Consider the following 23,219-nt stretch of genomic DNA (forward strand, 5'->3'; position numbering starts at 1 on the left):
CGGAGCCGGACTCGCCGACGAGGCCGACGATCTGCCCGTCCGGGACGGTCAGCGAGACGTCGTCGAGCACCGTGCTGGCGCCGTAGCGGACGGTCACGCGGTCGAACTCGAGCGTGCTCATCGCGCGACCTCCTCGCCCGGCGCCTTGGTCTCGATACGCTCGCTGGCGCTCGCTACTCGACCAGCGGAACCATCGCCGGTGGTCGAGTAGCCCGAACCATCGCCGGTGGTCGAGTAGCCCGAACCATCGCCGGTGGTCGAGTAGCCGGAACCATCGCCGGTGGTCGAGTAGCCCGAACCATCGCCGGTGGTCGAGTAGCCGGAACCGTCGTCGGTGGTCGAGTAGCCCGAGCCCCTGGGCGAGGGCGTATCGAGACCACCGGCGGTCCCGATGCTGAGCAGCTCGACCTCCTCGGCGGTGTGCCAGCAGGCGACCCGGTGGCCGGTGCCGTCGTCCCGGAGGACGGGCTCCTCGGTGCGGCAGCGGTCGTTGGCGATCGGGCAGCGGGCGGCGAAGGCGCACCCGGCCGGGACGTGCGCCGGGTCGACCGGCTGGCCGGGGATCGTCGCCAGCGGTGCGTCGAGGGCGGTGGCCATGTCGGGCACGGCGGCGACCAGGGCGCGGGTGTAGGGGTGTCGCGCGTCCGTCCGGAGGGCGTCCGTCGGCAGGTCCTCCACGATGCGGCCGGCATACATCACGAGCACGCGGCCGCAGACGTCGGCGACGACCGAGACGTCGTGGCTGATCAGCAGCAGCGCGGCGTTCTGCTCCCGGCGTACGCCCTGGAGCAGCTCGAGCACCTGGCTCTGCACGGTGACGTCGAGGGCGGTGGTCGGCTCGTCGGCGATGATCAGCCGCGGGCTGCCCATGAGACCCATGCCGATCATGGCCCGTTGCCGCATGCCGCCGGAGAACTCGTGGGGGTACTGACGCGCCCGGCGTTCCGGGTCACGCACGCGTACGGCGGCCAGGCGGTCGACCGCCCGGGCGAGGGCGCTCCGGCGGGAGAGCCCCTGGTGGTGGCGGCCGACCTCGGCGAGCTGGGTGCCGATCCGCATGACGGGGTTGAACGAGGTCATCGGGTCCTGGAAGACGACCGCGAGTGAGGTGCCGAGCAGCTCGTCGTGGTCGGCCTGCTCGAGGAGGTCGGTGCCGCAGAAGGTGAGCCGGCGGGCGTCGACCCGCCCCGGCTCCTCGACCAGCCGAGCGATCGACAGCGCGGTCAGCGACTTGCCCGAGCCCGACTCGCCGACCACCCCGAGCGCCTCACCCGCGGCGATGCCGAACGAGACGCCGCGGACCGGACGGACGCCGCCCGGGAACGACACGGCGAGGTCGCGCACGTCGAGGACCAGGTCGTCGCGGACGGTGCCCTCGTGGGCCGCGCGGCCCTCGGGCGTCTCGCCGGCGGGGACGTGCGGGAGCGGGTCCGCCGTGCCCGTGACGGTCGAGACGCCGAAGGCGCCGGCGATCGCCTCGCCGGTGAGGTTGAACGCGAGACCGGCGAGGATCACCGCGATGCCCGGAGCGAGCGCGGCGAGCGGGTGGATGTAGATGCCGGAGAGGCCCTCCTGCATGAGCCGGCCCCAGTCGTAGGAGGGCGGCTGCACGCCGAGGCCGAGGAACGAGAGCCCGGCGAAGGAGAGCAGGACGCCGCCGGCCGTGATCGTCGCGTTGACGATGAGCGGCTCGGCGATGTTGGGCAGCACGTGGCGCACGACGATGCGGAGCCGGCTCACGCCTGCGATCCGGGCGGCAGCGACGAAGTCGCGCTCGGCGATGCCGGCGACGAACGTCTGGACGAGCCTGGCGAACCCCGGGGCGATCGCGACGCCGACGGCCAGGACGGCGCCACGGGTGCCGACCCCGAAGACGACGGCGAAGAAGAGCACCAGCAGCAGCCCGGGAAAGGCGACGAGGATGTTGACGACGGCCACCACGAGGCGGCCGACCCGACGGCCGAGCAAGAGCGGAGCGACGCCCAGCAGCAGGCCGAGGGTGGTTCCGATAGCGGTCGCCAGCAGCGCCAGCGCGACGGAGAGCCGGGTCGCGACGAGGACGCGGAACAGCAGGTCGCGGCCCAGGTTGTCGGTGCCGATCCAGTGCTGGCCGGAGGGGCCGGCCAGCAGGTTGTCGGTGTCGACGGCGTCCGCGTGGTCACCCCACACGAGCGGCGCCAGGACGGCCAGCAGCAGCACCAGGCCGAGCATCGTGACGCCGGCGATCCCGACCGGCGTGCGCAGGACCCGCGACCAGCGGCGCATCAGCTGTCCCCGATCGTCGAGCGGGGGTCGATGAGGGCCAGCGCGACGTCGACCAGCGTGTTGACGACGAGCACGATGACGCCGTACACGAGGACGGTGCCCTGCACCATCGGGTAGTCCTTCGTGGTGATCGACTGCACGATCGTGCTGCCCAGGCCGGGCCAGGCGAAGACGTTCTCGACCAGGACGGTGCCCGCGACCATCGAGGCCAGCAACATGCCGCCGAGCGTGAGCGTCGCGGTGACGGCGTTCGGGAGCGCGTGGCGCAGGTTGATCCGCAGTGACGGCAGCCGCTTGGCGCGGGCGGTGCGGATGTAGTCGGTGTCGAGCACGCTGAGCATCTCGACCCGCACGATGCGGGCGAGGACGGCGGCCGGGCCGATCGCGAGGGCGATCACCGGGAGGACGTAGGAGGTGGCACCGCTGCGTCCCGCCACCGGGAACCAGCCGAGGTTGACGGCGAGCACCGCGACCAGGGCCACGCCGACGAGGAAGTCGGGGATCGAGCCGAGCACGACGCTGGTGCCGGCGAACGTCAGCTCCGTACGCCGACGGCGACCGCGTCGGGTCGCGACCGCGACCGCGACACCGAGCGGGATGGCGACCGCGACCGCCACCGCGAAGGCCAGGAGTGCGAGCGAGGCGGTGGCGGGGAGTCGCTGGCTGATGGTGTCGCTGACGGCCAGCTGGCTCTGGATCGACTCCCCGAGGTCGCCGCGGAAGAGGTGGCCGACGTAGTGGAGGTACTGCGTCAGCAGCGGGTCCTCGAGTCCCAGCGCCTTTCGCTTGGCGGCGACGAGGTCGGGGGGCGCGGTCAGGCCGAGGGCCGCTCGCACCGGGTCGCCCGGCACGAGGTGGATCATCAGGAAGCTGGCCGTGACCAGCACCCACAGCGACACCAGCAGCCGTCCCGTGCGGCGGACGACGAAGCGCGTCCACCTCCCGCCCGGGATCCCCCTGGTGCGGGGGGCGGGCCGGATCGGGGCGGCTGCCGGTGTCAGTGTGGTCATGGCTCTGGTCGTGGTCCTGGTCAGCCGAGCATCTTGATGCTGGTCGGGACGATCCAGCCGGAGATCTCGAGGTCGGCGCCCTTGTGGAAGGTCGGCGTCACGTTGTTGGCGAAGGGCACGACGTCGGCAGCCTTGAAGAGCGCCTTCTCGGCCGTGGCCCAGTCGTCGCAGCCGTCGGTGCCGGCCTTGCCCATGGCCGTCTTGACACTGGCCTCGTAGTCGGCGTTCTGGATGCCGGCGAAGTTGGTCCCGCCGTCCTTCACCGTGGGGCCCGAGTAGAACGGGACGATCTGGTCGGGCGAGCTGACGTTGATCGGCTCCCAGGCGATGTCCCAGTCACCGCTGCCGAAGAGGATCGGCTGGAGGTTGGTGGTGTTGGCCCCCTTGGCCTGCACGTCCACGCCGAGGTCCTTCCACGCCTTTGCCGCGAGCTCGGCCGCGGCTGAGCCGCCGCTGCCGAGGACGGTGTCGTAGAGGAACGTGACGGAGAGCTTCTTGCCGTCCTTGGCGTAGACGCCGTCGGCGCCCTTGGCGTAGCCGGCGCTCTCGAGCGCGGCGGCCGCGGCCGAGGTGTCGGTGGCCGGGACGTTGCCCTTGACCGTGTCGCCCGGGCAGGCGGCCGGGGCGAGGATGGCCAGGCCGGTCGCGGGCCCTCCGGTGCCGGAGGTGATGACCTTCTGCAGCTCGGCCAGGTCGAGCGACTGGGTGAGCGCCATCCGGACGGCCGGGTCGTTGGTGACCCGCCCCTCGGCGTGGTTGTACCACTGCTCGCCGGTCACGATCTCGGTGTTCACGGCCTTGATCTGCGCACCGGAGAGGCGCTTGGCGTCGGGGCCGAGGATCTGGGCCGCGTTCGCCTCGCCGCTGATCAGCTGGTTGGCAGCGGTCGTCTCGTTGCTGACGATCTTGACCTCGATGGTGGCCGGCGTGCCCTCGGCCGAGGTCTTGGCGCCGTTGGGGCCCCAGGCGTAGTCCTTGCGGACGGCGTAGGTGTAGTGGTCGCCCGGAGCGGCCTCCTTGAGCGTGTAGGGGCCGGTGCCGGCGGTGCCCGCCTTGAGGCTGGCCCGGTCCTTGAGGCCGGACTCGCAGACCATCGGCAGGTTGGCCAGGCCGTTGATCACGAACGGCGACGGCGAGGCCAGGGTCAGGGTGACCGTGGAGCCGGACGCGGCGGCCGTGGCGCCGACGGGCATGTAGACACCGAGGTACGGGCTCTTGTTCTTCGGGTCCCCGACGTAGGTGAGGTTGTCGGCCACCGTCTGGGCGTCGAAGGTCGATCCGTCGGAGCAGGTGACCCCGTCCTTGATGTCGAAGGTGACCGTGTTGCCGTCGACGGTCCACTTCGAGGCGAGCTGGGGCTGGACCTCACCCTTCACGTCGACGTGCACGAGCGCGTCGTAGGCGAATTGGGCGACCTGGACGGCGGCGCTGACCGGCGAGCTCTGGGGGTCGAGGGCCCCGGGGTCCGTCGCCAGCACGAGGGTGAAGGTCTTGCCGTCGGCGTACTTGCTGCTGCCTCCGCCGCCGCCGTTGTCGTCCGACCCGCCGCCACAGGCGGTGAGGCCGACGGCGGCAACGGACAGGGAGAGCGCCAGGAAGGCACTCGATCGGACCGGCCTCATGAGCGTTCCTCTTTCTTCGGGTGAAGGGGGTTCCCCGAGACGGGGGTGTCGACGCGCGAGACGACGCGGCCGTAGTGGACGTACTTCGCCTTCCCGGTGCCGTCGCCGTTGGTGTCGCCGATGAAGGCGAAGACGACGTGGATGCCGTGGAAGGCCTCGACCGAGATGAGGGAGTCCTCCGCGAGGTGGACGAGCTCGAAGCGGATCGGCCTCTCGCCGATCTCGGCGATGATGTCCTTGGGCTCGCGGTCGAGCCAGACCCTGCCGTCGGCGTCCTGGGTGACCCGGATGTCGTAGATCGTGTCGGCGTAGTGGCCGAGGTAGCGGCTCACATCGACCGTGTCCGGGTGCTCGGGCGGCGTCGGCCGGGCGGGGAGTACGACGCCCGTCAGGTCCGCCAGGAGCTTCGCGACCACGTCGTTGAAGAGCCCGAAGAAGTCGCCGCCGTTGGTCAGCATCGCGATCGCGACCCCGGCCTCGGGGACGACGCGGAGGAAGGCGGCCTGGCCGATCGTGCCGCCGTCGTGGGCGACCACGGTGCCCTGCGGGGTGTCGAACAGCTCCCAGCCCAGCCCCCAGGCGTCGCCCATGCCCGAGAGGCGGGGCAGGTCGACCTGGCGGGTCTGCATCGCCTCGGTCGACTCCGCGCTCAGCACGCGGGTGCCGTCGGGGGCGGTGCCGCCGTCGAGGTGCATCCGGACGAACCCGAGCAGGTCGGTCGGCGTCATGGCGAGCATGGAGCCGGCCGGGGCGTTGGAGCGGGCCAGCGCCCAGGTCGGTGCGGTTGTCAGCGTCGAGCCATCCTCCCCTGCCACGTGACCGGTCGCCGCGCGGTGGAGGATCGCCTCGTAGGGGCTCGGACTGACCCGGGCCAGGCCGAGCGGCTGCGCGATCCGCTCGAGCAGCACCTCGTCGTACGGCTTGCCGCGGAGGACCTCGACGAGGCGCCCGAGGACGACGAACCCGGTGTTGTTGTAGGAGAACGTCTCGCCCGGGGCGAAGAGCTGGGGCAGGTCGGTGAGCGTGGCGACGTACTTCTCGATGGCGTCCTCGCCCCGACCGGTGTCGGTGAAGATGTCGCCCTCGAAGCCGGCCGTGTGGGTGAGCAGGTGGCGGACCGTGATGACCTTCGCCGCCTCCATGTCGCCGATCACGAGCTCGGGCAGGTAGGTGAGCAGCGGCTCGTCGAGGTCGACCAGGCCGTCGTCGACGAGCTGCAGGACGAGCGTGGTGGTCCAGATCTTGGTGATGGAGCCGATCTGGAAGACCGTGTCCGCATCGACCGCGACGCCGGTCGCAAGGCTGGTGACGCCGCCGGTGGCGGTCGCGATCCGGCCGTCGGCCAGAACCGCGACCGTGGCACCGGGGACGTCGTGCTCGGCAACGAGGCGGGCGAAGCTCTCCAGCAGCCACGTGGCGGCAGCATCCAGGCCGTTCTTCTCCGACATGGCGGCCACGCTAGGCGGCGGACGGACGGCAGTATCCGTTCGATCGGCCAACCGAGAGGGTTCCTCCTTGTCCGATCGCCCAATGAGACACGTGCGTCGGTCGAGGTTGGATGGAGGCGTGCTGATTCTTCGAGGCGGCCTCGTGGCCGACCCGCGCTCCGGGACCGAACGGGTGGTCGACGTCGTCGTCGACGGCGGGAAGGTCGTCGCGGTCGGTTCGTTGCCGCCGGGCGCCGAGTCGGCGGAGGTCCTGGACGTCAGCGGGCTCGTGGTGGGGCCGGGCTTCGTCGACCTGCACAGCCACGTCCACTCGATCGCGGGCCAGCGGCTGCAGGCGCTCGACGGCGTGACGGCGACGCTCGACCTCGAGGCCGGCCTGATGCCGGTCGAGCAGGCCTACGCGCGTGCCGCGGCCGACGGTCGGCTGCTGCACTACGGCGTCTCCGCCTCGTGGGGCGACGCCCGCGCGACGGCGCACCTCGGCGTCACGCCGGGCGCCGACCTCCACGCGTCCCTGGCCATGCTGGGCGACCCGGACTGGCAGCGGACCTCAACCCCGGCCGAGCGCGCGGTGTGGCTGCGCCTTCTCGAGTCCGAGCTCGAGGCCGGGGCGCTCGGGATCGGGGTGCTGATGGGCTACGCCCCGCGGTCCGACCCGTCCGAGTTCCTGGAGGTGGCCCGCCTGGCCGCGTCGACCGGGACGGCCACCTTCACCCACGTGCGGGAGATCGTCGAGGCCGACCCGACGACGCCGATCGACGGCTCGCTCGAGATCACCCGTGCCGCCGCCGAGACCGGCGCGGCGATGCACCACTGCCACGTCAACAGCACCTCCCGCCGCCACGTCGACCGGGTGCTCGACCTGCTCGACACGGCGCGCGCGAACGGGTCGCGCGTCACGGTCGAGGCCTACCCGTACGGCGCCGGGAGCACCGCGATCGGCGCCTTCTTCCTGTCCCCCGAGCGGCTGTCCGCGTGGGGCCTCGTGCCGTCGTCGATCACGATGGTGTCGACCGGCGAGCGGATCGCGTCGGTCTCCCGCCTCGCCGAGCTGCGGGCGACCGACCCCGGCGCCGTCTGTGTGGTCGCCTTCCTGGACGAGTCCGACCCGGAGGACGCCGCGCTCCTGCAGCGGGCGCTGGCCTTCCCAGACTCGATCGTCGCCAGCGACGCGATGCACGTGGAGTGGCCGGACGGCTCGACCGACTCCCGCGAGTGGCCGCTGCCGCCCGGTGGCCAGACGCACCCCCGGACGGCCGGCACGTTCGCCCGCTCCCTGCGCCGGATGGTCGTGGAGACGGGCACCTGGTCGTGGGCCGAGGCGTTCCGCCGGTGCTCGTGGTTGCCGGCCCAGGTCGTCGCCGGCTTCGCCGGCTCGGCGGCCGGCAAGGGCTGGCTCGGGGTCGGCGCCGACGCCGACCTGGTCGTGATCGACCCCTCGACGATCAGCGACCGGGCGACGTACGTCGACCCGACCCGACCCTCCACCGGCGTCCGGCACCTGCTCGTCGACGGCACCTTCGTCGTCCGCGACGGCGAGCTCGACACGTCCGCCTACCCCGGTCGTCCGATCCGCGCGACGCTCCGCTGAGCGGCTCCACTCGAAGCGTCAGGCGCGGGCCGGGAGGATCCGGCCACGGCACTCGCCGAAGCCGATGCGCGCGCCGTCGGCACCGGGCGCCGTCGCACGCAGGACGACCTCGTCGCCGTCCTCGAGGAACGTCCGCTCCTCGCCGGCGACGGTGACCGGGAACTCGCCGCCCCAGGTCAGCTCGATGAACGAGCCGACCTCGTCGCCGGCCGGGCCGGACACGGTGCCGGAGGCGAACAGGTCGCCGGTCCGGGTCGGGGCGCCGTTGACGGTGAGGTGGGCGAGCATCTGGGCCGGGGACCAGTACATCGCGGCGTACGGCGGGCGCGAGACGACCGCGCCGTTCCACGTGACCTCCAGCGTGAGGTCGAGGCCCCACGGCTCCGGCAGGTGGAGGTAGGGCAGCACGGCGGGGCGCTGGTCGGGGACCGCCACTCGCGCGGTGTCGAGTGCGAGCAACGGGACGACCCACGGCGAGACGGTCGAGGCGAAGGACTTGCCGAGGTTGGGGCCGAGCGGGACGTACTCCCAGGCCTGGATGTCGCGCGCCGACCAGTCGTTGAAGAGGACGACCCCGAAGATGTGCTCGGCCGCGTCGGCTGCCGGGATCGGCGTGCCCATCGGGTTTCCCGTCCCCACGACGAAGCCGATCTCTGCCTCGATGTCGAGCCGCGCCGCCGGGCCGAAGACCGGGCCGGAGGGTCCCTTGCGCTGGCCGCTCGGCCGGACGATGTCGGTCCCGGAGACCACGATCGACGCGGAGCGGCCGTGGTAGCCGACCGGCAGGTGCTTCCAGTTCGGCAGCAGCGGGTCGGGGTTGTCCGGCCGGAAGAGCCGGCCGAGGTTCGCCGCGTGGTGCTCGGAGGCGTAGAAGTCGACGTAGTCGGCGACCTCGAAGGGCAGGTGCAGGGTGACGTCGTCGAGCGCGTGCACCGCCTCGTCCGGTACGTCGACCGCGACCGCGTCCCGGAGCCGCTCGCGCGCCTCCACCCACCGCGCGTGGCCCTGCGCCATGAACGGGTTGAGCGACGGCTCCGCGAACACCGGGTTGGACAGCAGCACGGCCAGGTCGACCACGTGGTCGCCGTACCGGGTGGCGACCCGCGGGGTTTGGCCGGGCACGGAGTAGACGCCGTAGGGGAGGTTGGCGATGCCGAAGAGCGAGTCGGCACCGACCTCGAGCCGCGTCACGCGCGGACCTCGGCGGCGTCGCGGAGGAGACCGAGGTCGCCCAGCTCGTCGACCGGCTCAGTGATGCTGCACGTCCCGAAGGACCGGAACGACGCACGCACCGACGGGTCCGCCTCGCGCACGTCGGCGAGCACCCGCTCGGGGTCGCACTCGGCCAGCAGCCGGGCCACCTCGCAGGTGGTCGCGCCGGCGCGGGCCGCCGCCGTGGCGACCAGGAGGTTGAGGAACCCGTGCTGCTCGAAGCCCGTGCGCGGATCGGTGTTGCGGAACGCGTGGTGCAGCCCGGCGGTGGCCTTGAACGGAACGCCGGCCCGGACCGCCGCGACCACTGCCGACGCGAGCTCGTCCTCCCCCGGGTGGGCGTCACGGGTCAGGCCGCCCGTGCGCAGCTTCGCGGCGTAGCCGGCCGACGCGAGAGCGTCCAGCAGCGGCGCACGGCGCTCGTCGCGGGGCAGCTCGACGTAGACCGCCGCGACGTCGTCCGCCGACCGGGCGAAGCCGTCGCCGACCGGGCGACGCCTGAGCAGGTCGACAGCCTCGTCCGGTGCCATCCCGTCGGGCACGGACACCTCGACCGCCACGACACGCAGGGCCGGCAGGCGGTCGGCCTCGTCCAGGGCCTGGGTGAGAGACGGCGCCGGCACGGTCAGGGCGATGTCGAACGATCCCGGTCGCAGCACGTCGACGACCCCGGCCAGCTCGTCGAGCGTGGCGGCGCCGACGACGAACGGGCCGACCAGGTCGCCGTACCCGGACTGGCGATGGGCGAGGTGCGCCGGCACCGCCTGCGCGAGCGGCAGGTCACCGGGCGGGAAGATCGCGGCGTCGTCGAGCAGGCCGGTGAACAGTCCGCGGAACGGGCTCATCCGTCGGTCGCCCCGGTCTCGCCGCGGTCGCCCTTGGCCCAGGAGTAGGCGTAGGCGCCGTCATCGGAGGCCCGGGCGGCCTCGCCGAGCTCGAGCGGCCGGAAGGTGTCGACCATGACGGCCAGCTCGTCGAAGAACTCCGCGCCGATCGAGCGCTCGTAGGCGCCGGGCTGCGGGCCGTGCGGATGGCCGCCCGGGTGCAGCGAGATCGAGCCCGGCCCGATCCCCGAGCCCTTCCGGGCCTCGTAGTCGCCGCCGCAGTAGAACATGACCTCGTCGGAGTCGACGTTGGAATGGTAGTACGGCACCGGGATCGACAGCGGGTGGTAGTCCACCTTGCGCGGCACGAAGTTGCAGATCACGAAGTTGTTGCCCTCGAAGACCTGGTGGACCGGCGGCGGCTGGTGCACCCGCCCGGTGATCGGCTCGAAGTCCCTGACGTTGAAGGCGTAGGGGTAGAGGCAGCCGTCCCAGCCGACCACGTCGAACGGGTGGTGCGGCAGCGTGTGCACCGTGCCGGCCAGGCCGCCCGGGCCGGAGCCGCGGTGCTTGATGAACACCTCGACGTCGGTCCCCTCGACGACGCGCGGCGAGCCCGGCGGGCGCAGGTCACGCTCGCAGAACGGCGCGTGCTCGAGGAACTGGCCGAACTTCGAGAGGTAGCGGCGGGCCGGCGCGATGTGGGAGTTCGCCTCGATCACGTAGAGGCGGACCGGGCCGTCGGGGACGATGCGGTACGTCGTCGCGCGCGGCACGATCGCGTAGTCGCCGTCGGCCACCGGCAGGTCGCCGAAGACCGTCTCGAGCGTCGCGGAGCCGGACTCGACGTAGAGGCACTCGTCGCCGATCGCGTTGCGGTAGTACGGCGACACGGCGTCGGCGACGACGTACGCGATCCGGACGTCGGCGTTGCCGAGCAGCAGCCGCCGCCCGGTCACACCGTCCACCCCGGAGCCGCCCTCCTCGAAGAGCTTGTGCGTCGTGAGGTGCCGCGAGATCAGCGGGTGGTTCGGGACGAGCGACTGGTCGGGGAGGTCCCACGACCGGTAGGCGACCACCGCAGACGGGATGTTGGCGTGGTAGAGCAGCGCCGAGTCGGACGAGAAGCCCTCCTCGCCCATCAGCTCCTCGAAGTAGAGGGCGCCGTCGGGCGAGCGGTGCTGCGTGTGGCGCTTGGGCGGGACGTGCCCCGCCGAGCGGTAGTAGGCCATGACTCCTCCTCGCTGACGTGGTCTCGCGACGGTCGCTGGGCGACCTCCTCGACCAGTGTCAGATGTTGCCGCGTCGCTCCTGCTCGCGCTCGATCGCCTCGAAGAGCGCCTTGAAGTTGCCCTTGCCGAAGCCGAGCGAGCCGTGCCGCTCGATGAACTCGAAGAACACGGTCGGCCGGTCGCCGATCGGCTTGGTGAAGATCTGCAGCAGGTAGCCGTCCTCGTCGCGGTCGACGAGGATGCCGCGCCGCTGCAGCTCGTCGATCGGGACGCGCACCTCGCCGATCCGGGCCCGCAGCTCCGCGTCCTCGTAGTAGGAGTCCGGCGTGGACAGGAACTCCACGCCCTCGGCGCGCAGCACGTCGACGGTCTGCAGGATGTCGTTGGTCGCGAGCGCGAGATGCTGGGCACCCGGGCCCTCGTAGAACTCGAGGAACTCGTCGATCTGCGACTTGCGCTTGCCCGGGGCCGGCTCGTTGAGCGGGAACTTCACCCGGTGGTTGCCGCTGGCAACCACCTTCGACATCAGCGCTGAGTAGTCGGTCGCGATGTCATCGCCGATGAACTCGGCCATGTTCGTGAAGCCCATGACCTTGTTGTAGAACCCGACCCACTCGTCCATGCGGCCGAGCTCGACGTTGCCGACGACGTGGTCCAGCGCCTGGAAGACGCGCTTCGGGGCGCCGTCGCGCTTGCGGAACGACGAGGTGCGGGCGACGTACCCGGGCAGGTAGGGGCCGTCGTACCGGCTGCGGTCGACGAGCGTGTGCCGGGTCTCGCCGTACGCCGCGATGGCACCGATCCGGACGGTGCCGTGCTCGTCGGTGACGTCGTGGGGCTCCTCGACGATCGTGGCGCCCATCGTGCGGGCGTGCTCGACGCACTTGTCGACGTCGGGCACCTCGAGGGCGATGTCGACCAGGCCGTCGCCGTGCCGGGCGTGGTGCTGGGCGACCGGGCTGTCGGAGCTGACTCCGCCCTTGACGACGAACCGCACGCCGCCGCTGCGCAGGACGAACGCGACGTGGTCGCGGTTGCCGGTCTCCGGGCCGGAGTAGGCGACCAGGTCCATGCCGAAGGCGGACTGGAAGAAGTGCGCGCTCTGCGTGGCGTTGCCCACCGCCCACACCACCGCGTCCCAGCCGCTGACCGGGAACGGGTCCTGGGCGGGGTCGTGCTCGACCAGCCCGACGAGCTGCTTGAGGGTGTCGAGGTCGAGGTCGGCGAGGACCTCTTCGCTGGTGAGGGTGTCGCTGAGGGACATGCGCGCTCCTTCCGATGGCCGATGGCGTCGTCGGCGTCAGTCAAGGAGTAGAGCGCCCGGGTGGGCAACCTGTCGGTCTCGTGATGGTCATTCCGGCCAGATCGGCCCTGCAGCCGGCGCTCCGGCTGGTCAGATCGACTATCTTGCTCCCATGGTGGACGAGACGATCACCGACGCCCTCGACGTCGCGCTGCTCCGCGCCCTCCACGAGCACCCGCGCGCCGGCGACCTGGAGCTCTCCCGCACCGTCAAGGTGGCCCGCGCGACGGTGCAGAGCCGCCTCCGCCGGCTCGACGAGGCGGGCGTCGTGCGCGACTGGGCGCCGACCCTCGACGTCAGCGCGGCGGGCTTCGCCGTGCACGCGTTCGTGACGCTCGAGATCGCGCAGGGCGCCCTCGACGAGGTCACCGCCGACCTGGCTGCGATCCCGGAGGTCCTCGAGGCCCACGTGACCACCGGCGCCTACGACGTCGTGTGCCGCGTCGCGACGGCCTCCCACGCCCAGCTGCAGGACGTCCTGGTCCGGATCGACCAGTCGCCGTCGGTGCGCCGGTCGGTGAGCGTGGTGATCCTGTCCGAGCTGATCCCGCCCCGGGCTCTCCCGCTGCTGGAGAGCCGCGCCGCTCCGGTCTCGCGCGCGCCGGCCTACCGCTCCGCCGGGTCCTGACGCCGGCGCCGCTACTTCCGAGTAAGCCATCCGCTGGCGGATAGTCGAATGCGTGAAGACCGCGACCGCCTCCTCGAACTCCATCACCATGCGCCTCCACACCGCGCCGGACCACGGCGTCGTGGGCGCCGTCGCGACCGCCATCTCGAGCGCGGGCGGGGTGGTCACCGCCATCGACGTCACCGACTCGCGCCACGACCGGCTCGTCGTCGACGTCACCTGCTCGGCCGCCGACGGCGACCACGCGATCGAGCTGGAGAAGACCGTCGCGGACGTCCCGGGCGTGACCGTCCACAAGGTCTCCGACCGGACCTTCCTGCTCCACCTGGGCGGCAAGATCGAGGTCGGCTCCAAGGTGCCGCTCAAGACGCGTGACGACCTGTCGCTGGCCTACACGCCCGGCGTCGGCCGCGTGTCGCGCGCCCTCTTCGAGCACCCCGAGGACGTCTCCCGGCTGACCATCAAGGGCAACTCCGTCGCGGTGGTGACCGACGGGTCCGCCGTACTCGGCCTCGGCAACATCGGCCCCGGCGCCGCCCTGCCGGTGATGGAGGGCAAGGCCGCGCTGTTCAAGCGGTTCGGCGGGATCGACGCGTGGCCGATCTGCCTCGACACGCAGGACACCGACGAGATCGTGCGCGCCGTCGAGCTGATCGCGCCGGGCTTCGGCGGCATCAACCTCGAGGACATCGCCGCGCCGCGCTGCTTCGAGATCGAGGCCCGCCTGCGCGAGCGGCTCGACATCCCGGTCTTCCACGACGACCAGCACGGCACCGCGATCTGCGTGCTCGCCGGCCTGACCAACGCGCTGCGCGTCGTCGGCAAGGAGATCGAGCAGGTCAAGGTGGTCGTCTCGGGCGGCGGCGCCGCGGGCACGGCGATCGTGAGGCTGCTCCTCGCCGCCGGCGTGGCCGACGTGGTCGTCTATGACCGCAACGGCTGCCTGGTGGCCGGCGACCCCGGCCTCTCGGCGGCGCACGCCGACCTCGCCGCCGTGACCAACCCGCGTCGCGTCGCGGGCGACCTGCGCACCGGCCTGACCGGCGCCGACGTCTTCATCGGCGTCTCGGCGCCGGGTGTCCTCGACCCGGAGTGGATCCGTGACATGGCCGCTGACCCCATCGTCTTCGCGATGGCCAACCCCGACCCCGAGGTCGACCCCGCCGCGGCCGCGCGCTACGCCGCCGTGGTCGCCTCCGGTCGCTCGGACTTCCCCAACCAGATCAACAACGTGCTGGCCTTCCCCGGTGTCTTCCGCGGCCTGCTCGACATCCGCGCCAAGCAGGTCACGACCGAGATGATGCTGCGGGCGGCGCAGGCCATCGCCCTCGTGGTCAGCGACGCCGAGCTCAACCCGAGCTTCATCATCCCGTCGGTCTTCCACCACGACGTGCACACCGCCGTCGCAGCGGCGATCTCGGGGCACTGAACCGCACGGCGCTGTGCCGGCGGAAGACTTCTTGAGGCCGGTGCGCGCGCTGGGGCGGATGCGCCGCCTCATCGGTCACGCTGGCCCCGACCACACCAAGGGGTCTTCAGCGGAGGACCCCTTGGTGTGGAAGTGCAGGATGTGACCGGCGAGGCGGCTCAGCGGCACCGGCAGGCGCAGCCGCCCCAAGAGGTCATCGGCAGCCCGAGGCCGGTCGATGAGTCGGGCGGGGCGAGCTGACTCACCGCCGGTTGACGTAGTCCACGAACCAGTCGAAGGCATCCGGGTTCGCGAGCGCGTCCCGGGCGGCGACCTTCTCGGGATCGGCGCCGAGGAAGAGCTTCTTGACCGGGACCTCGAGGATCTTGCCGGTGAGCGTGCGCGGGACCGCGGGGACGCGTACGACGACGTTGGGCATGTGCCGCGGGGAGCACTCCTCCCGCACCCGCTGCCGGATCTCGGCCACCATCGCATCGGTCAGGTCACGGTCGGTGACCACGAAGAGCGGCATCCACGAGTCCGCCGCCGGGTCGGTGTCGGGGATGTCGACGACGAGCGCGTCGGTCACGCCCTCCACCGACAGGACGGCCGCGTAGATCTCGGCGGTGCCCATCCGGACGCCGCCGCGGTTGATGGTGGCGTCGGAGCGGCCGTGGATGATCGCCGACCCGTGCTCGGTGAGCTCGATCCAGTCGCCGTGGCGCCACACCGGCGGCGTGGTGTCGAAGTGGTCGAAGTAGGCCTCGCGGTAGCGGTGGCCGTCGGGGTCGTTCCAGAATCCGACCGGCATCGACGGCATCGGCCGGGTGACGACGAGCTCGCCGACGACACCGGGCGGCACCGGCCGGCCGTCCTCGTCCCAGGCCTCCAGGGCCACGCCGAGGGCGCGCGCCTGGAGCTCCCCGACGTGGACCGGCAGCGTCGGCACGCCGCCGACGAAGGCGGAGCAGACGTCGGTCCCGCCCGAGATCGAGAAGAGCCAGACGTCGCGGCCGAGGTGGTCGTAGACCCACTCGAAGCCGGCCACCGACAGCGGCGACCCGGTGCTCCCGACCGCCCGGAGGGCGCTGAGGTCACGGCCCGCGGTCGGCTCGACGCCGAGCTTGAGCTGGCCGTGCAGGTAGGCCGCGCTGGTGCCGAAGATCGTGATGCCGGTTCGCTCGGCCAGCTCCCACAGTACCGCCGGGTCGGGCGCGGTCGGGTTGCCGTCGTACAGCACGATCTGGGCGTCGGTGAGGAGCACCGAGACCAGGAAGTTCCACATCATCCAGCCGGTGGTGGTGAACCAGAAGACGCGGTCGTCGGGGCCGGCGTCGAGGTGGAGGTGGGTGATCTTGAGGCTCTCCAGCAGGATCCCGCCGTGACCGTGCACGATCGCCTTCGGCTTCCCGCTGGTGCCGCTGCTGTAGAGGATCCAGAGCGGGTGGTCGAAGGGCACCCGCTCGAACTCCAGCGGCCGGTCGCCCGCCGCGAGATCCGGGAACGCCTCGTCCCAGTCCCCGGCCGCCGGGTCGAGGTAGCCGAGCGTCACGGTCCGGGTCACGGTCGGCAGACCGGCGGCCAGCTCGGCGACGGTGTCGCGGCGGTCGAAGTCCTTGCCGCCGTAGCGGTAGCCGTCAACCGCGAGCAGCACGGTCGGCTCGATCTGGTCGAAGCGGTCGAGCACCGTCGAGGAGCCGAAGTCCGGCGAGCAGGACGACCAGACGGCGCCGAGCGAGGTGGTGGCGAGCATGGCCGCGAGCGCCTCGGGGATGTTGGGCAGGTAGGCGGCGACCCGGTCGCCGCGGCCGACGCCGAGCACGCGCAGGCCGGCCCGGATCCGCGCGGTCTCGGCCCGCAGGCGGCCCCACGTCCACGTCTCGGCCTCGCGCAGCTCGGAGGCGTGCGTCAGGGCGACGGCGTCGTCGGCCTTCCCGCGGAATACGTGCTCGGAGAAGGACAGCGCGACGTCGGGGAACCACTGCGCACCGGGCATCTCCGTGGACGCCAGCACCGTCGTCGGGTCACCGTCGGCGACGACGCCGTAGCGGTCCCAGACGGCCCGCCAGAACTCCTCGGGGTGCTCGACCGACCAGACCCGGAGCGACTCGTAGTCGGCGTACCCCTGCTCGGTCTGGAAGGCGTAGAGCTCGGTGGCCTCGACCTGCTCCTGCGACGGCGTCCACATGGGTCTTTCATAGCGCCTTGTGAGCGTGAGGGTGACCTCGAGGTCACTCTCACGCTCACAAGACGGGCTCAGAAGTCCTCGTCGAAGCCCACCGTGCCGCTGACGCCGACCTGGTAGGCCGACACCCGGCGCTCGAAGAAGTTCGACAGCTCCTGCACGTCCTGGAGCTCCATGAAGGCCAACGGGTTGCTCGAGCCGTAGATGACCGGCAGCCCGAGACGCTCCATCCGGCGGTCGGCGACGTACTCCAGGTAGCACCGCATATCGGCCGTGGACAGGCCGGCGACGCCGCCGCCGAGCAGGTCGGCGGCGAACTGCGCCTCAGCGTCGACGCCCTCCATCAGCATCTCCTTCACCGCGGCGGCGAGGTCGTCGTCGAAGAGGTCGGGCTCCTCCTCCCGGACCGTGTCGACGACGTCGAAGGCGAAGCCCATGTGCATCGACTCGTCGCGGAAGACCCAGTTGGTGCCCGACGCCAGGCCGTTGAGCAGGCCCCGGGAGCGCAGGAAGTAGACGTAGGCGAACGCGCCGTAGAAGAACAGCCCCTCGATCACCGCCGCGAAGCAGATCAGGTTGAGCAGGAACGCCCGCCGGTCCTCCCGGGTGCGCAGCTCCTGGACCTCGAAGAGCGAGTCGATCCACCGGAAGCAGAAGTCGGCCTTGTGCTTGATCGACGCGATGTTGTCGACGGCCGCGAAGGCCTCGTGCCGCTCTCGCTCGTCGGGGACGTAGGTGTCGAGCAGGGTCAGGTAGAACTGCACGTGCACGGCCTCCTCGAAGAGCTGCCGGCTCAGGTAGAGCCGCCCCTCCGGGCAGTTCACGTGCTGGTAGAGGTTGAGCACGAGGTTGTTGGCGACGATCGTGTCGCCGGTCGCGAAGAACGCGACCAGCCGGCCGACCAGGTGCCGCTCGGCCTCGGTGAGCCGCGCGAGGTCCTTGAGGTCGGAGTGCAGGTCCACCTCCTCGACGGTCCAGGTGTTCTTGATGGCGTCGCGGTAGCGGTCGTAGAAGTGCGGGTAGCGCATCGGCCGCAGCGTGAGGTTCATGCCCGGGTCGAGCAGCATCTGGTGGGTGGTGGTCTGGGTGCTCACTGGCAGGCCTCGCAGCTCTCGGGGTTCTCGAGGGAGCACGCGATGGCTTCCTCGGTGGTGGCGGTGGTGGCGGTGGCGACGGTGGTCAGTGCCGGCTCGACGGCCCCACGCACGGTTGTCTGCTGGATGCGCGTGGCGGGGCGCGAGCGCAGGTAGTACGTCGTCTTGAGCCCCGCCTTCCACGCGTAGAGGTACATCGACGAGAGCCGCCCGATCGACGGACCGGCGATGAAGAGGTTGAGCGACTGGCTCTGGTCGACGTACGGCGCTCGGGCGGCCGCGAGGTCGATGAGCGCCTTCTGGGGCAGCTCCCACGCGGTCCGGAAGAGCGCCCGCACCTCCTCGGGCAGCGCGGTGATGCCCTGCACCGAGCCGTCGGCGCGCTTGACCGCCTCGCGGATCTCGGCGGTCCACAGCCCCCGGTCCTTGAGCTCGCGGACGAGCGCGCTGTTGACCTGCAGGAACTCGCCGGACAGCGTCTCGCGCTTGAACAGGTTCGACACCTGCGGCTCGATGCACTCGTAGCAGCCGGCGATGCTCGCGATGGTGGCCGTCGGCGCGATCGCGACGAGCAGGCTGTTGCGCAGCCCGTGCTCCTCGATCCGGCCGCGCAGCGCCGCCCACCGCTCGGTCTGGGTCGGCGTCACGCCCCAGAGGTCGGGCTGCAGCTCGCCTCGGGCCGCGCGGGTGTCGGCGTACGCCGGGTGAGGACCGTGCCGCTCGGCGAGCTCGGTGCTCACCTCGAGCGCGGTCAGGTAGACCTCCTCCTGGATGCGCGTCGACAGCTCGAGGGCCTCGGGCGAGTCGAAGGGCAGCCGCAGCGCGAAGAGGACGTCCTGCAGGCCCATCACGCCGAGCCCGACCGGGCGCCAGCGCGGGTTGGAGCGGGCCGACTCCTCGCTCGGGTAGTAGTTGATGTCGATGACGCGGTCGAGCAGCGGCACCGCCGTGCGGACGGTGGCGCGCAGCTTGTCCCAGTCGACGCCCCGCGCCAGCGGCGGGCGCTGGGTGCCCTCCCGGTCCAGCGGCACGAGGTGCTGGGCGAGGTTGACCGAGCCGAGGTTGCACACCGCGGTCTCGCCGTCGGAGGAGACCTCGATGATCTCGGTGCACAGGTTGGAGAGGTGGACGACGTTGCCGGTGACGGCGGTCTGGTTGGAGAGCCGGTTGGACGGGTCCTTGAACGTCATCCAGCCGTTGCCGGTCTGGGCGAGCGTGCGCATCATCCGGCCGTAGAGCGTCCGCGCCTTGACGGTCCGGACGACGGTGCCGGCCGCCTCGAGCTCGCGGTAGCGCGCGTCGAACGCCTCGCCCCACAGGTCCGGCAGCTCCGGCGCCTCGTCGGGGTCGATGAGCGACCAGTCGGCGTCCGCCTCGACCCGGCGCATGAACTCGTCGGGGATCCAGTGGGCCAGGTTGAGGTTGTGCGTGCGCCGGGCGTCCTCGCCGGTGTTCTCGCGCAGCTCGAGGAACTCCTCGACGTCGGGGTGCCAGGGCTCGAGGTACACGCAGGCGGCACCCTTGCGGCGGCCGCCCTGGTTGACGGCGGCGACGCTCGCGTCGAGGGTGCGCAGGAACGGCACGATCCCGTTGGACTGGCCGTTCGTCCCGCGGATCAGCGCGCCACGGCCACGGACCCGCGAGAACGACAGCCCGATCCCGCCGGCGAACTTGGAGAGCTTCGCGATCTGGGCGTAGCGGCTGTAGATCGAGTCCAGCTCGTCGCGCGGCGAGTCGACGAGGTAGCACGAGGACATCTGGGTGTGCCGCGTGCCCGAGTTGAAGAGGGTAGGGCTGCTCGGCAGGTAGGCCAACGACGACATCAGCCGGTAGAACCCGATCGCCTCGGCCGGCCGCTGCGCCAGGCCGCACGCGACGCGGAGCAGGAAAAACTGCGGCGTCTCGATGACCTGCCGGCTGGTCGGGTGGCGCAGCAGGTAGCGGTCGTAGACGGTGCGAAGCCCGAAGTACTCGAACCGCTGGTCGCCGTCCGGGTCGACGGCGACGTCGAGCTTGCGGGCGTTGTCCTTGACGAACCGGGCCGTGTCGTCGCCGATCAGCCCCTCGGCGTGGCCGAGCGCGATCGCCTGGCTGAAGGACGCGACGCCCTGGTTGCGGACCTCCTTGTCGACGTACCCGGCCAGCAGGCGCGCGGCCAGCCGGGAGTACGCCGGCTCCTCGCTGATCAGCTCGGCGGCGGTCTGGATCGACAGCCGGTCCAGCTCGGCGGTCGTCGCGCCGTCGTACAGGCCGCTGATCGTGCGGGTCGCGACCCGCATCGGATCGACGTCGGGCAGGTCGCCGCTCACGCGGTCGACGGCACGGACGATCTTGTTGACGTCGACGTGCTCGGTGTCGCCGTTGCGCTTGCGCACGGCCATGCGGGGTGGTGCTTCGGTGACCGTCATCGGTCTCTCCCCTCGGAGTCAGGCTCGAGGGGGGACGACGAGGCAGCGCGCGAGCACCACCAGGGCGTCGGCCCTCCCTCGGGGCCTCGGACCACCACATCCGGCGGATGCGGTGCGCTGGCAGGTGTCGGACTCGTGCCTCCTGGGGAGGCGCTCACCGTTGCGGGGCAGTCCCGGACTTCCACCGGGTTCCCTGTTGTCTCCCCGCGCCTTGCGACGCGGGGAACCAGCTGCGTCGACCACCATATGTAGTGGCGACACCGGAGCGCGGGACCCAGATGTTGGGTCGGCGTGTCGCGGCTCTGCCCGGCGGCCGGTCGTTCGGCCGCTCCGCGCGAGCCGGCGTGAGGTCGGCCACAACGTCCGGCCCGTGAGACGACTCGGGGGGTCGGGTCACCGGCCGCTCGTTAGGCTTCCCTTAGCAGCCTTTGGAGGAAACCTTTCATGCGACCCATCCGTGTGGCCGTCGTCGGGGCCGGACCCGCCGGCATCTACGCCGCCGACATCCTGACCCGTGAGCACGAGCAGGCTCACGTCGACGTCATCGAGCGACTGCCCGCGCCCTACGGCCTCGTGCGCTACGGCGTCGCGCCCGACCACCCGCGCATCAAGGAGATCATCAAGGCCCTCCGCCGGGTGCTCGACAACGAGCGCATCCGCTTCTTCGGCAACGTCGACTTCGGCAACGACCTCAAGCTCGACGACCTGCGCCGCTACTACGACGCGGTGATCTTCGCGACGGGCGCCATGGCCGACCGCGCGCTCAACATCCCCGGCGCCGACCTGCCGCAGAGCTACGGCGCCGCCGACTTCGTGTCGTGGTACGCCGGCCACCCCGACGTACCCCGTGACTGGCCGCTGGACGCCGAGTCCGTCGCCGTCGTCGGCGCCGGCAACGTCGCCCTCGACGTCGCCCGCATGCTGGCCAAGCCGGCCGACGAGCAGCTCGTCACCGAGATCGCCGACAACGTCTACCAGGGCCTGAAGGCCAACCGGGCGAAGATCGTGCACGTCTTCGCCCGCCGGGGCCCGGCGCACATCAAGTTCTCCCCGATGGAGCTGCGCGAGCTCTCCCACTCCCCTTCGGTCGACGTGTTCGTCACCGAGGAGGGCTTCGAGATCGACGACGCCGGCCAGGCCGCGATCTCGGCACACAAGGGCACCAAGCTCGTCGTCGACACGCTGCTGAAGTACCTCGAGGCGGAGCCGACCGGCGCCCCGCACCAGATCCGCATCCACATGATGCAGAACCCCGTCGAGATCCTCGGCGAAGACGGCAACGTGGTCGCGATCCGCTCCGAGCGGACCGAGTACAACGGCGACGGCACCGTGCGCGGCACCGGCGAGTTCACCGACACGCCCGTCCAGGCGGTCTACCGCGCCGTCGGCTACCTCTCGTCGGCTCTCCCCGACGTGCCGTTCGACGACAGCAACGGCGTCATCCCGAACGACGGCGGCCGCGTCCTCGACGACGGCCAGCAGGTGCCGGGCGTCTACGTCACCGGGTGGGTCAAGCGGGGCCCGGTGGGCCTCATCGGGCACACCAAGTCTGACGCCAAGGAGACCATCGAGCACCTGCTCGCCGACCTCGACTCGACCCCGGCCCCCGAGGCCGGCGGCGCCGACGCGATCGTCGAGCACCTCGAGGCCCGCGGCGTGGAGTACACCACCGAGGCAGGCTGGGCGCTCCTCGACGCCCACGAGATGTCGCTCGGCGAGCCCCACGGTCGCGAGCGCATCAAGGTCGTCCCCCGCGACGAGATGATCCGCATCTCCCGCTCCTGACCGCCGAGGAGTCATTCCCTCAGCGCCGAGGGGTCGATCCTGACGGCCCGAGGAGTCCATCCGTTCATACCGAGAGGTCGATCCGCTCCGGCGGATTGACCTCTCGGTGCGTCTGGGGTGACTCCTCGATGCGGAGGGGGTGACTCCTCGGTGCTGAGGGATCGACTCCTCGGCGGGGGAGGGTCAGCCGGCGAGGTAGGAGTCGATCTCGCCGAGGATGCGCTGCTTGACGTCGTCGGGGGCGAAGGAGACGTCGACCGAGGTGCGGGCCAGGTCGGCGATGCCGTCGCGGTCGAGGTCGAGCAGCTCGGCGGCGATCTCGTACTCGCGGTTGAGCGTGGTGTTGAACATCGGCGGATCGTCGGACGCGATCGAGACGAGGACGCCGGCCTCGACGAACCTCCGCAGCGGGTGCTCCTCGAGCGACGCGACCGCGCGGGTGGCGACGTTGGAGGACGGGCAGACCTCGAGCGCGATGCCCTCCTCGGCGAGGTGCTCGAGCAGGGTGAAGTCGTGCGCGGACGACGTGCCGTGCCCGATCCGCTCCGCGCCGAGCAGCCGTACGGCGTCCCAGACCGTCTCGGGCCCCGTGGTCTCACCGCTGTGCGGGACCGAGTGGAGGCCGGCGGCGAGAGCGGCCTCGAAGTGCGGCTGGAACTGCGGCCGCGGCACGCCCACCTCGGGCCCGCCGAGACCGAAGCCGACCAGCGCGTCGACGCGGTGGTCGAGCGCGTAGCCCAGCGTCGCTTCGGCCGCCGGGACGCCCAGCTCGCCGGGGATGTCGTAGATCCACCGGAGGACCAGCCCGAAGTCGCGCTCCGCCGCCACCCGGGCGTCCTCGATCGCCTCGGTGTAGGCCTCGATCGGGATGCCGCGGATCACCGACGTGTGCGGGGTGCAGGTGAGCTCGGCGTACCGCAGCGACTGCCCCTCGGCCATGTCGCGGGCGACCTCGTAGGTGAGGTAGCGGATGTCCTCCGGCGTGCGGACCAGGTCGACCACGGAGAGGTAGACGTCGATGAAGTGGCCGAAGTCGCGGAACTCGAAGTACTTCCGCAGCTCCTCGAGGTCCGTGGGTACGACGCCCGGGTGACGGGACGCCAGCTCGGAGACGATCCGCGGTGAGACGGAGCCGATGTGGTGGACGTGGAGCTCGGCCTTGGGGAGGCCCTGGATGAAGTCGCGCACGACGCGATCGTGCCAC

The 23,219-nt window shown here is 71.5% G+C and carries 16 protein-coding genes and 1 riboswitch; of the genes, 4 read left to right on the forward strand and 12 right to left on the reverse strand.

The genetic code is table 11. The features are described 5' to 3' along the window. Positions 1-117: 117 nt before the first annotated feature. Genes BM236_RS17415 through BM236_RS17430 form a run of 4 tightly spaced genes read right to left on the reverse strand, consistent with a single transcriptional unit; the run spans position 118 to position 6,345 of the window. Positions 118-2,265, reverse strand: a complete 2,148-nt coding sequence (locus tag BM236_RS17415) for a dipeptide/oligopeptide/nickel ABC transporter permease/ATP-binding protein (protein ID WP_091126412.1) — start codon at positions 2,263-2,265, stop codon at positions 118-120. Then, positions 2,265-3,275 (reverse strand): ABC transporter permease, encoded by a 1,011-nt coding sequence (locus BM236_RS17420; RefSeq protein ID WP_091126414.1) that lies wholly within the window; start codon positions 3,273-3,275, stop codon positions 2,265-2,267. The genes BM236_RS17415 and BM236_RS17420 overlap by 1 nt, the downstream gene beginning before the upstream one ends. A gap of 20 nt (positions 3,276-3,295) precedes the next feature. Then, the gene (locus BM236_RS17425; RefSeq protein ID WP_091126416.1) at positions 3,296-4,897 is read right to left on the reverse strand and encodes an ABC transporter substrate-binding protein; all 1,602 of its coding nucleotides are present in this window, start codon (positions 4,895-4,897) and stop codon (positions 3,296-3,298) included. Further along, complete coding sequence (locus tag BM236_RS17430) at positions 4,894-6,345, reverse strand: serine hydrolase domain-containing protein (RefSeq protein WP_091126418.1); 1,452 nt, start codon at positions 6,343-6,345, stop codon at positions 4,894-4,896. The genes BM236_RS17425 and BM236_RS17430 overlap by 4 nt, the downstream gene beginning before the upstream one ends. A gap of 118 nt (positions 6,346-6,463) precedes the next feature. Between BM236_RS17430 and BM236_RS17435 the strand changes: the two genes are divergently transcribed. Next, a complete protein-coding gene (locus BM236_RS17435) occupies positions 6,464-7,936 on the forward strand; it encodes an amidohydrolase family protein (RefSeq protein WP_217645398.1) in 1,473 nt (490 codons plus the stop codon). Between the two features lie 18 nt (positions 7,937-7,954). On the opposite strand, the gene fahA is transcribed toward BM236_RS17435, so the two are convergent. Genes fahA through hppD form a run of 4 tightly spaced genes read right to left on the reverse strand, consistent with a single transcriptional unit; the run spans position 7,955 to position 12,468 of the window. Then, positions 7,955-9,127 (reverse strand): fumarylacetoacetase, encoded by a 1,173-nt coding sequence (gene fahA / locus BM236_RS17440; RefSeq protein ID WP_091126421.1) that lies wholly within the window; start codon positions 9,125-9,127, stop codon positions 7,955-7,957. Next, positions 9,124-9,993 (reverse strand): hypothetical protein, encoded by an 870-nt coding sequence (locus BM236_RS17445; RefSeq protein ID WP_091126423.1) that lies wholly within the window; start codon positions 9,991-9,993, stop codon positions 9,124-9,126. Before BM236_RS17445 ends, fahA begins: the two co-directional genes overlap by 4 nt. Next, complete coding sequence (locus BM236_RS17450; RefSeq protein WP_091126424.1) at positions 9,990-11,204, reverse strand: homogentisate 1,2-dioxygenase; 1,215 nt, start codon at positions 11,202-11,204, stop codon at positions 9,990-9,992. The genes BM236_RS17445 and BM236_RS17450 overlap by 4 nt, the downstream gene beginning before the upstream one ends. A 58-nt stretch (positions 11,205-11,262) precedes the next feature. Then, a complete protein-coding gene (gene hppD / locus BM236_RS17455) occupies positions 11,263-12,468 on the reverse strand; it encodes a 4-hydroxyphenylpyruvate dioxygenase (protein ID WP_091126426.1) in 1,206 nt (401 codons plus the stop codon). Between the two features lie 151 nt (positions 12,469-12,619). Between hppD and BM236_RS17460 the strand changes: the two genes are divergently transcribed. Then, on the forward strand, positions 12,620-13,135 hold the full coding sequence (locus BM236_RS17460) for an Lrp/AsnC family transcriptional regulator (protein ID WP_091126427.1): 516 nt from the start codon (positions 12,620-12,622) through the stop codon (positions 13,133-13,135). Positions 13,136-13,187: 52 nt separating this feature from the next. Beyond that, complete coding sequence (locus BM236_RS17465; RefSeq protein WP_425434214.1) at positions 13,188-14,564, forward strand: NAD-dependent malic enzyme; 1,377 nt, start codon at positions 13,188-13,190, stop codon at positions 14,562-14,564. A 241-nt stretch (positions 14,565-14,805) separates the two neighbouring features. On the opposite strand, the gene BM236_RS17470 is transcribed toward BM236_RS17465, so the two are convergent. The 3 genes from BM236_RS17470 to BM236_RS17480 form a co-directional block, all read right to left on the reverse strand. Further along, positions 14,806-16,731 (reverse strand): acetoacetate--CoA ligase, encoded by a 1,926-nt coding sequence (locus BM236_RS17470; RefSeq protein WP_091126429.1) that lies wholly within the window; start codon positions 16,729-16,731, stop codon positions 14,806-14,808. Between the two features lie 68 nt (positions 16,732-16,799). Then, on the reverse strand, positions 16,800-17,822 hold the full coding sequence (locus BM236_RS17475; protein WP_217645399.1) for a ribonucleotide-diphosphate reductase subunit beta: 1,023 nt from the start codon (positions 17,820-17,822) through the stop codon (positions 16,800-16,802). After that, positions 17,819-20,230 carry a ribonucleoside-diphosphate reductase subunit alpha gene (locus tag BM236_RS17480; protein WP_091126430.1) on the reverse strand — a complete coding sequence of 804 codons (2,412 nt, stop codon included), beginning with the start codon at positions 20,228-20,230 and terminating at the stop codon, positions 17,819-17,821. The genes BM236_RS17475 and BM236_RS17480 overlap by 4 nt, the downstream gene beginning before the upstream one ends. Before the next feature lie 102 nt (positions 20,231-20,332). Next, a riboswitch (cobalamin riboswitch) is annotated at positions 20,333-20,477 on the reverse strand. A gap of 197 nt (positions 20,478-20,674) precedes the next feature. On the opposite strand from BM236_RS17480, the gene BM236_RS17485 reads away from it, so the two are divergent. Then, positions 20,675-22,015, forward strand: a complete 1,341-nt coding sequence (locus tag BM236_RS17485) for an FAD-dependent oxidoreductase (protein ID WP_091126432.1) — start codon at positions 20,675-20,677, stop codon at positions 22,013-22,015. A 183-nt stretch (positions 22,016-22,198) separates the two neighbouring features. Here BM236_RS17485 and BM236_RS17490 read toward each other — a convergent pair whose 3' ends face one another. Beyond that, on the reverse strand, positions 22,199-23,203 hold the full coding sequence (locus tag BM236_RS17490) for an adenosine deaminase (protein WP_091126434.1): 1,005 nt from the start codon (positions 23,201-23,203) through the stop codon (positions 22,199-22,201). Positions 23,204-23,219 lie beyond the last annotated feature (16 nt).

The organism is Nocardioides terrae (assembly GCF_900112345.1).
Lineage (GTDB): Bacteria > Actinomycetota > Actinomycetes > Propionibacteriales > Nocardioidaceae > Nocardioides > Nocardioides terrae.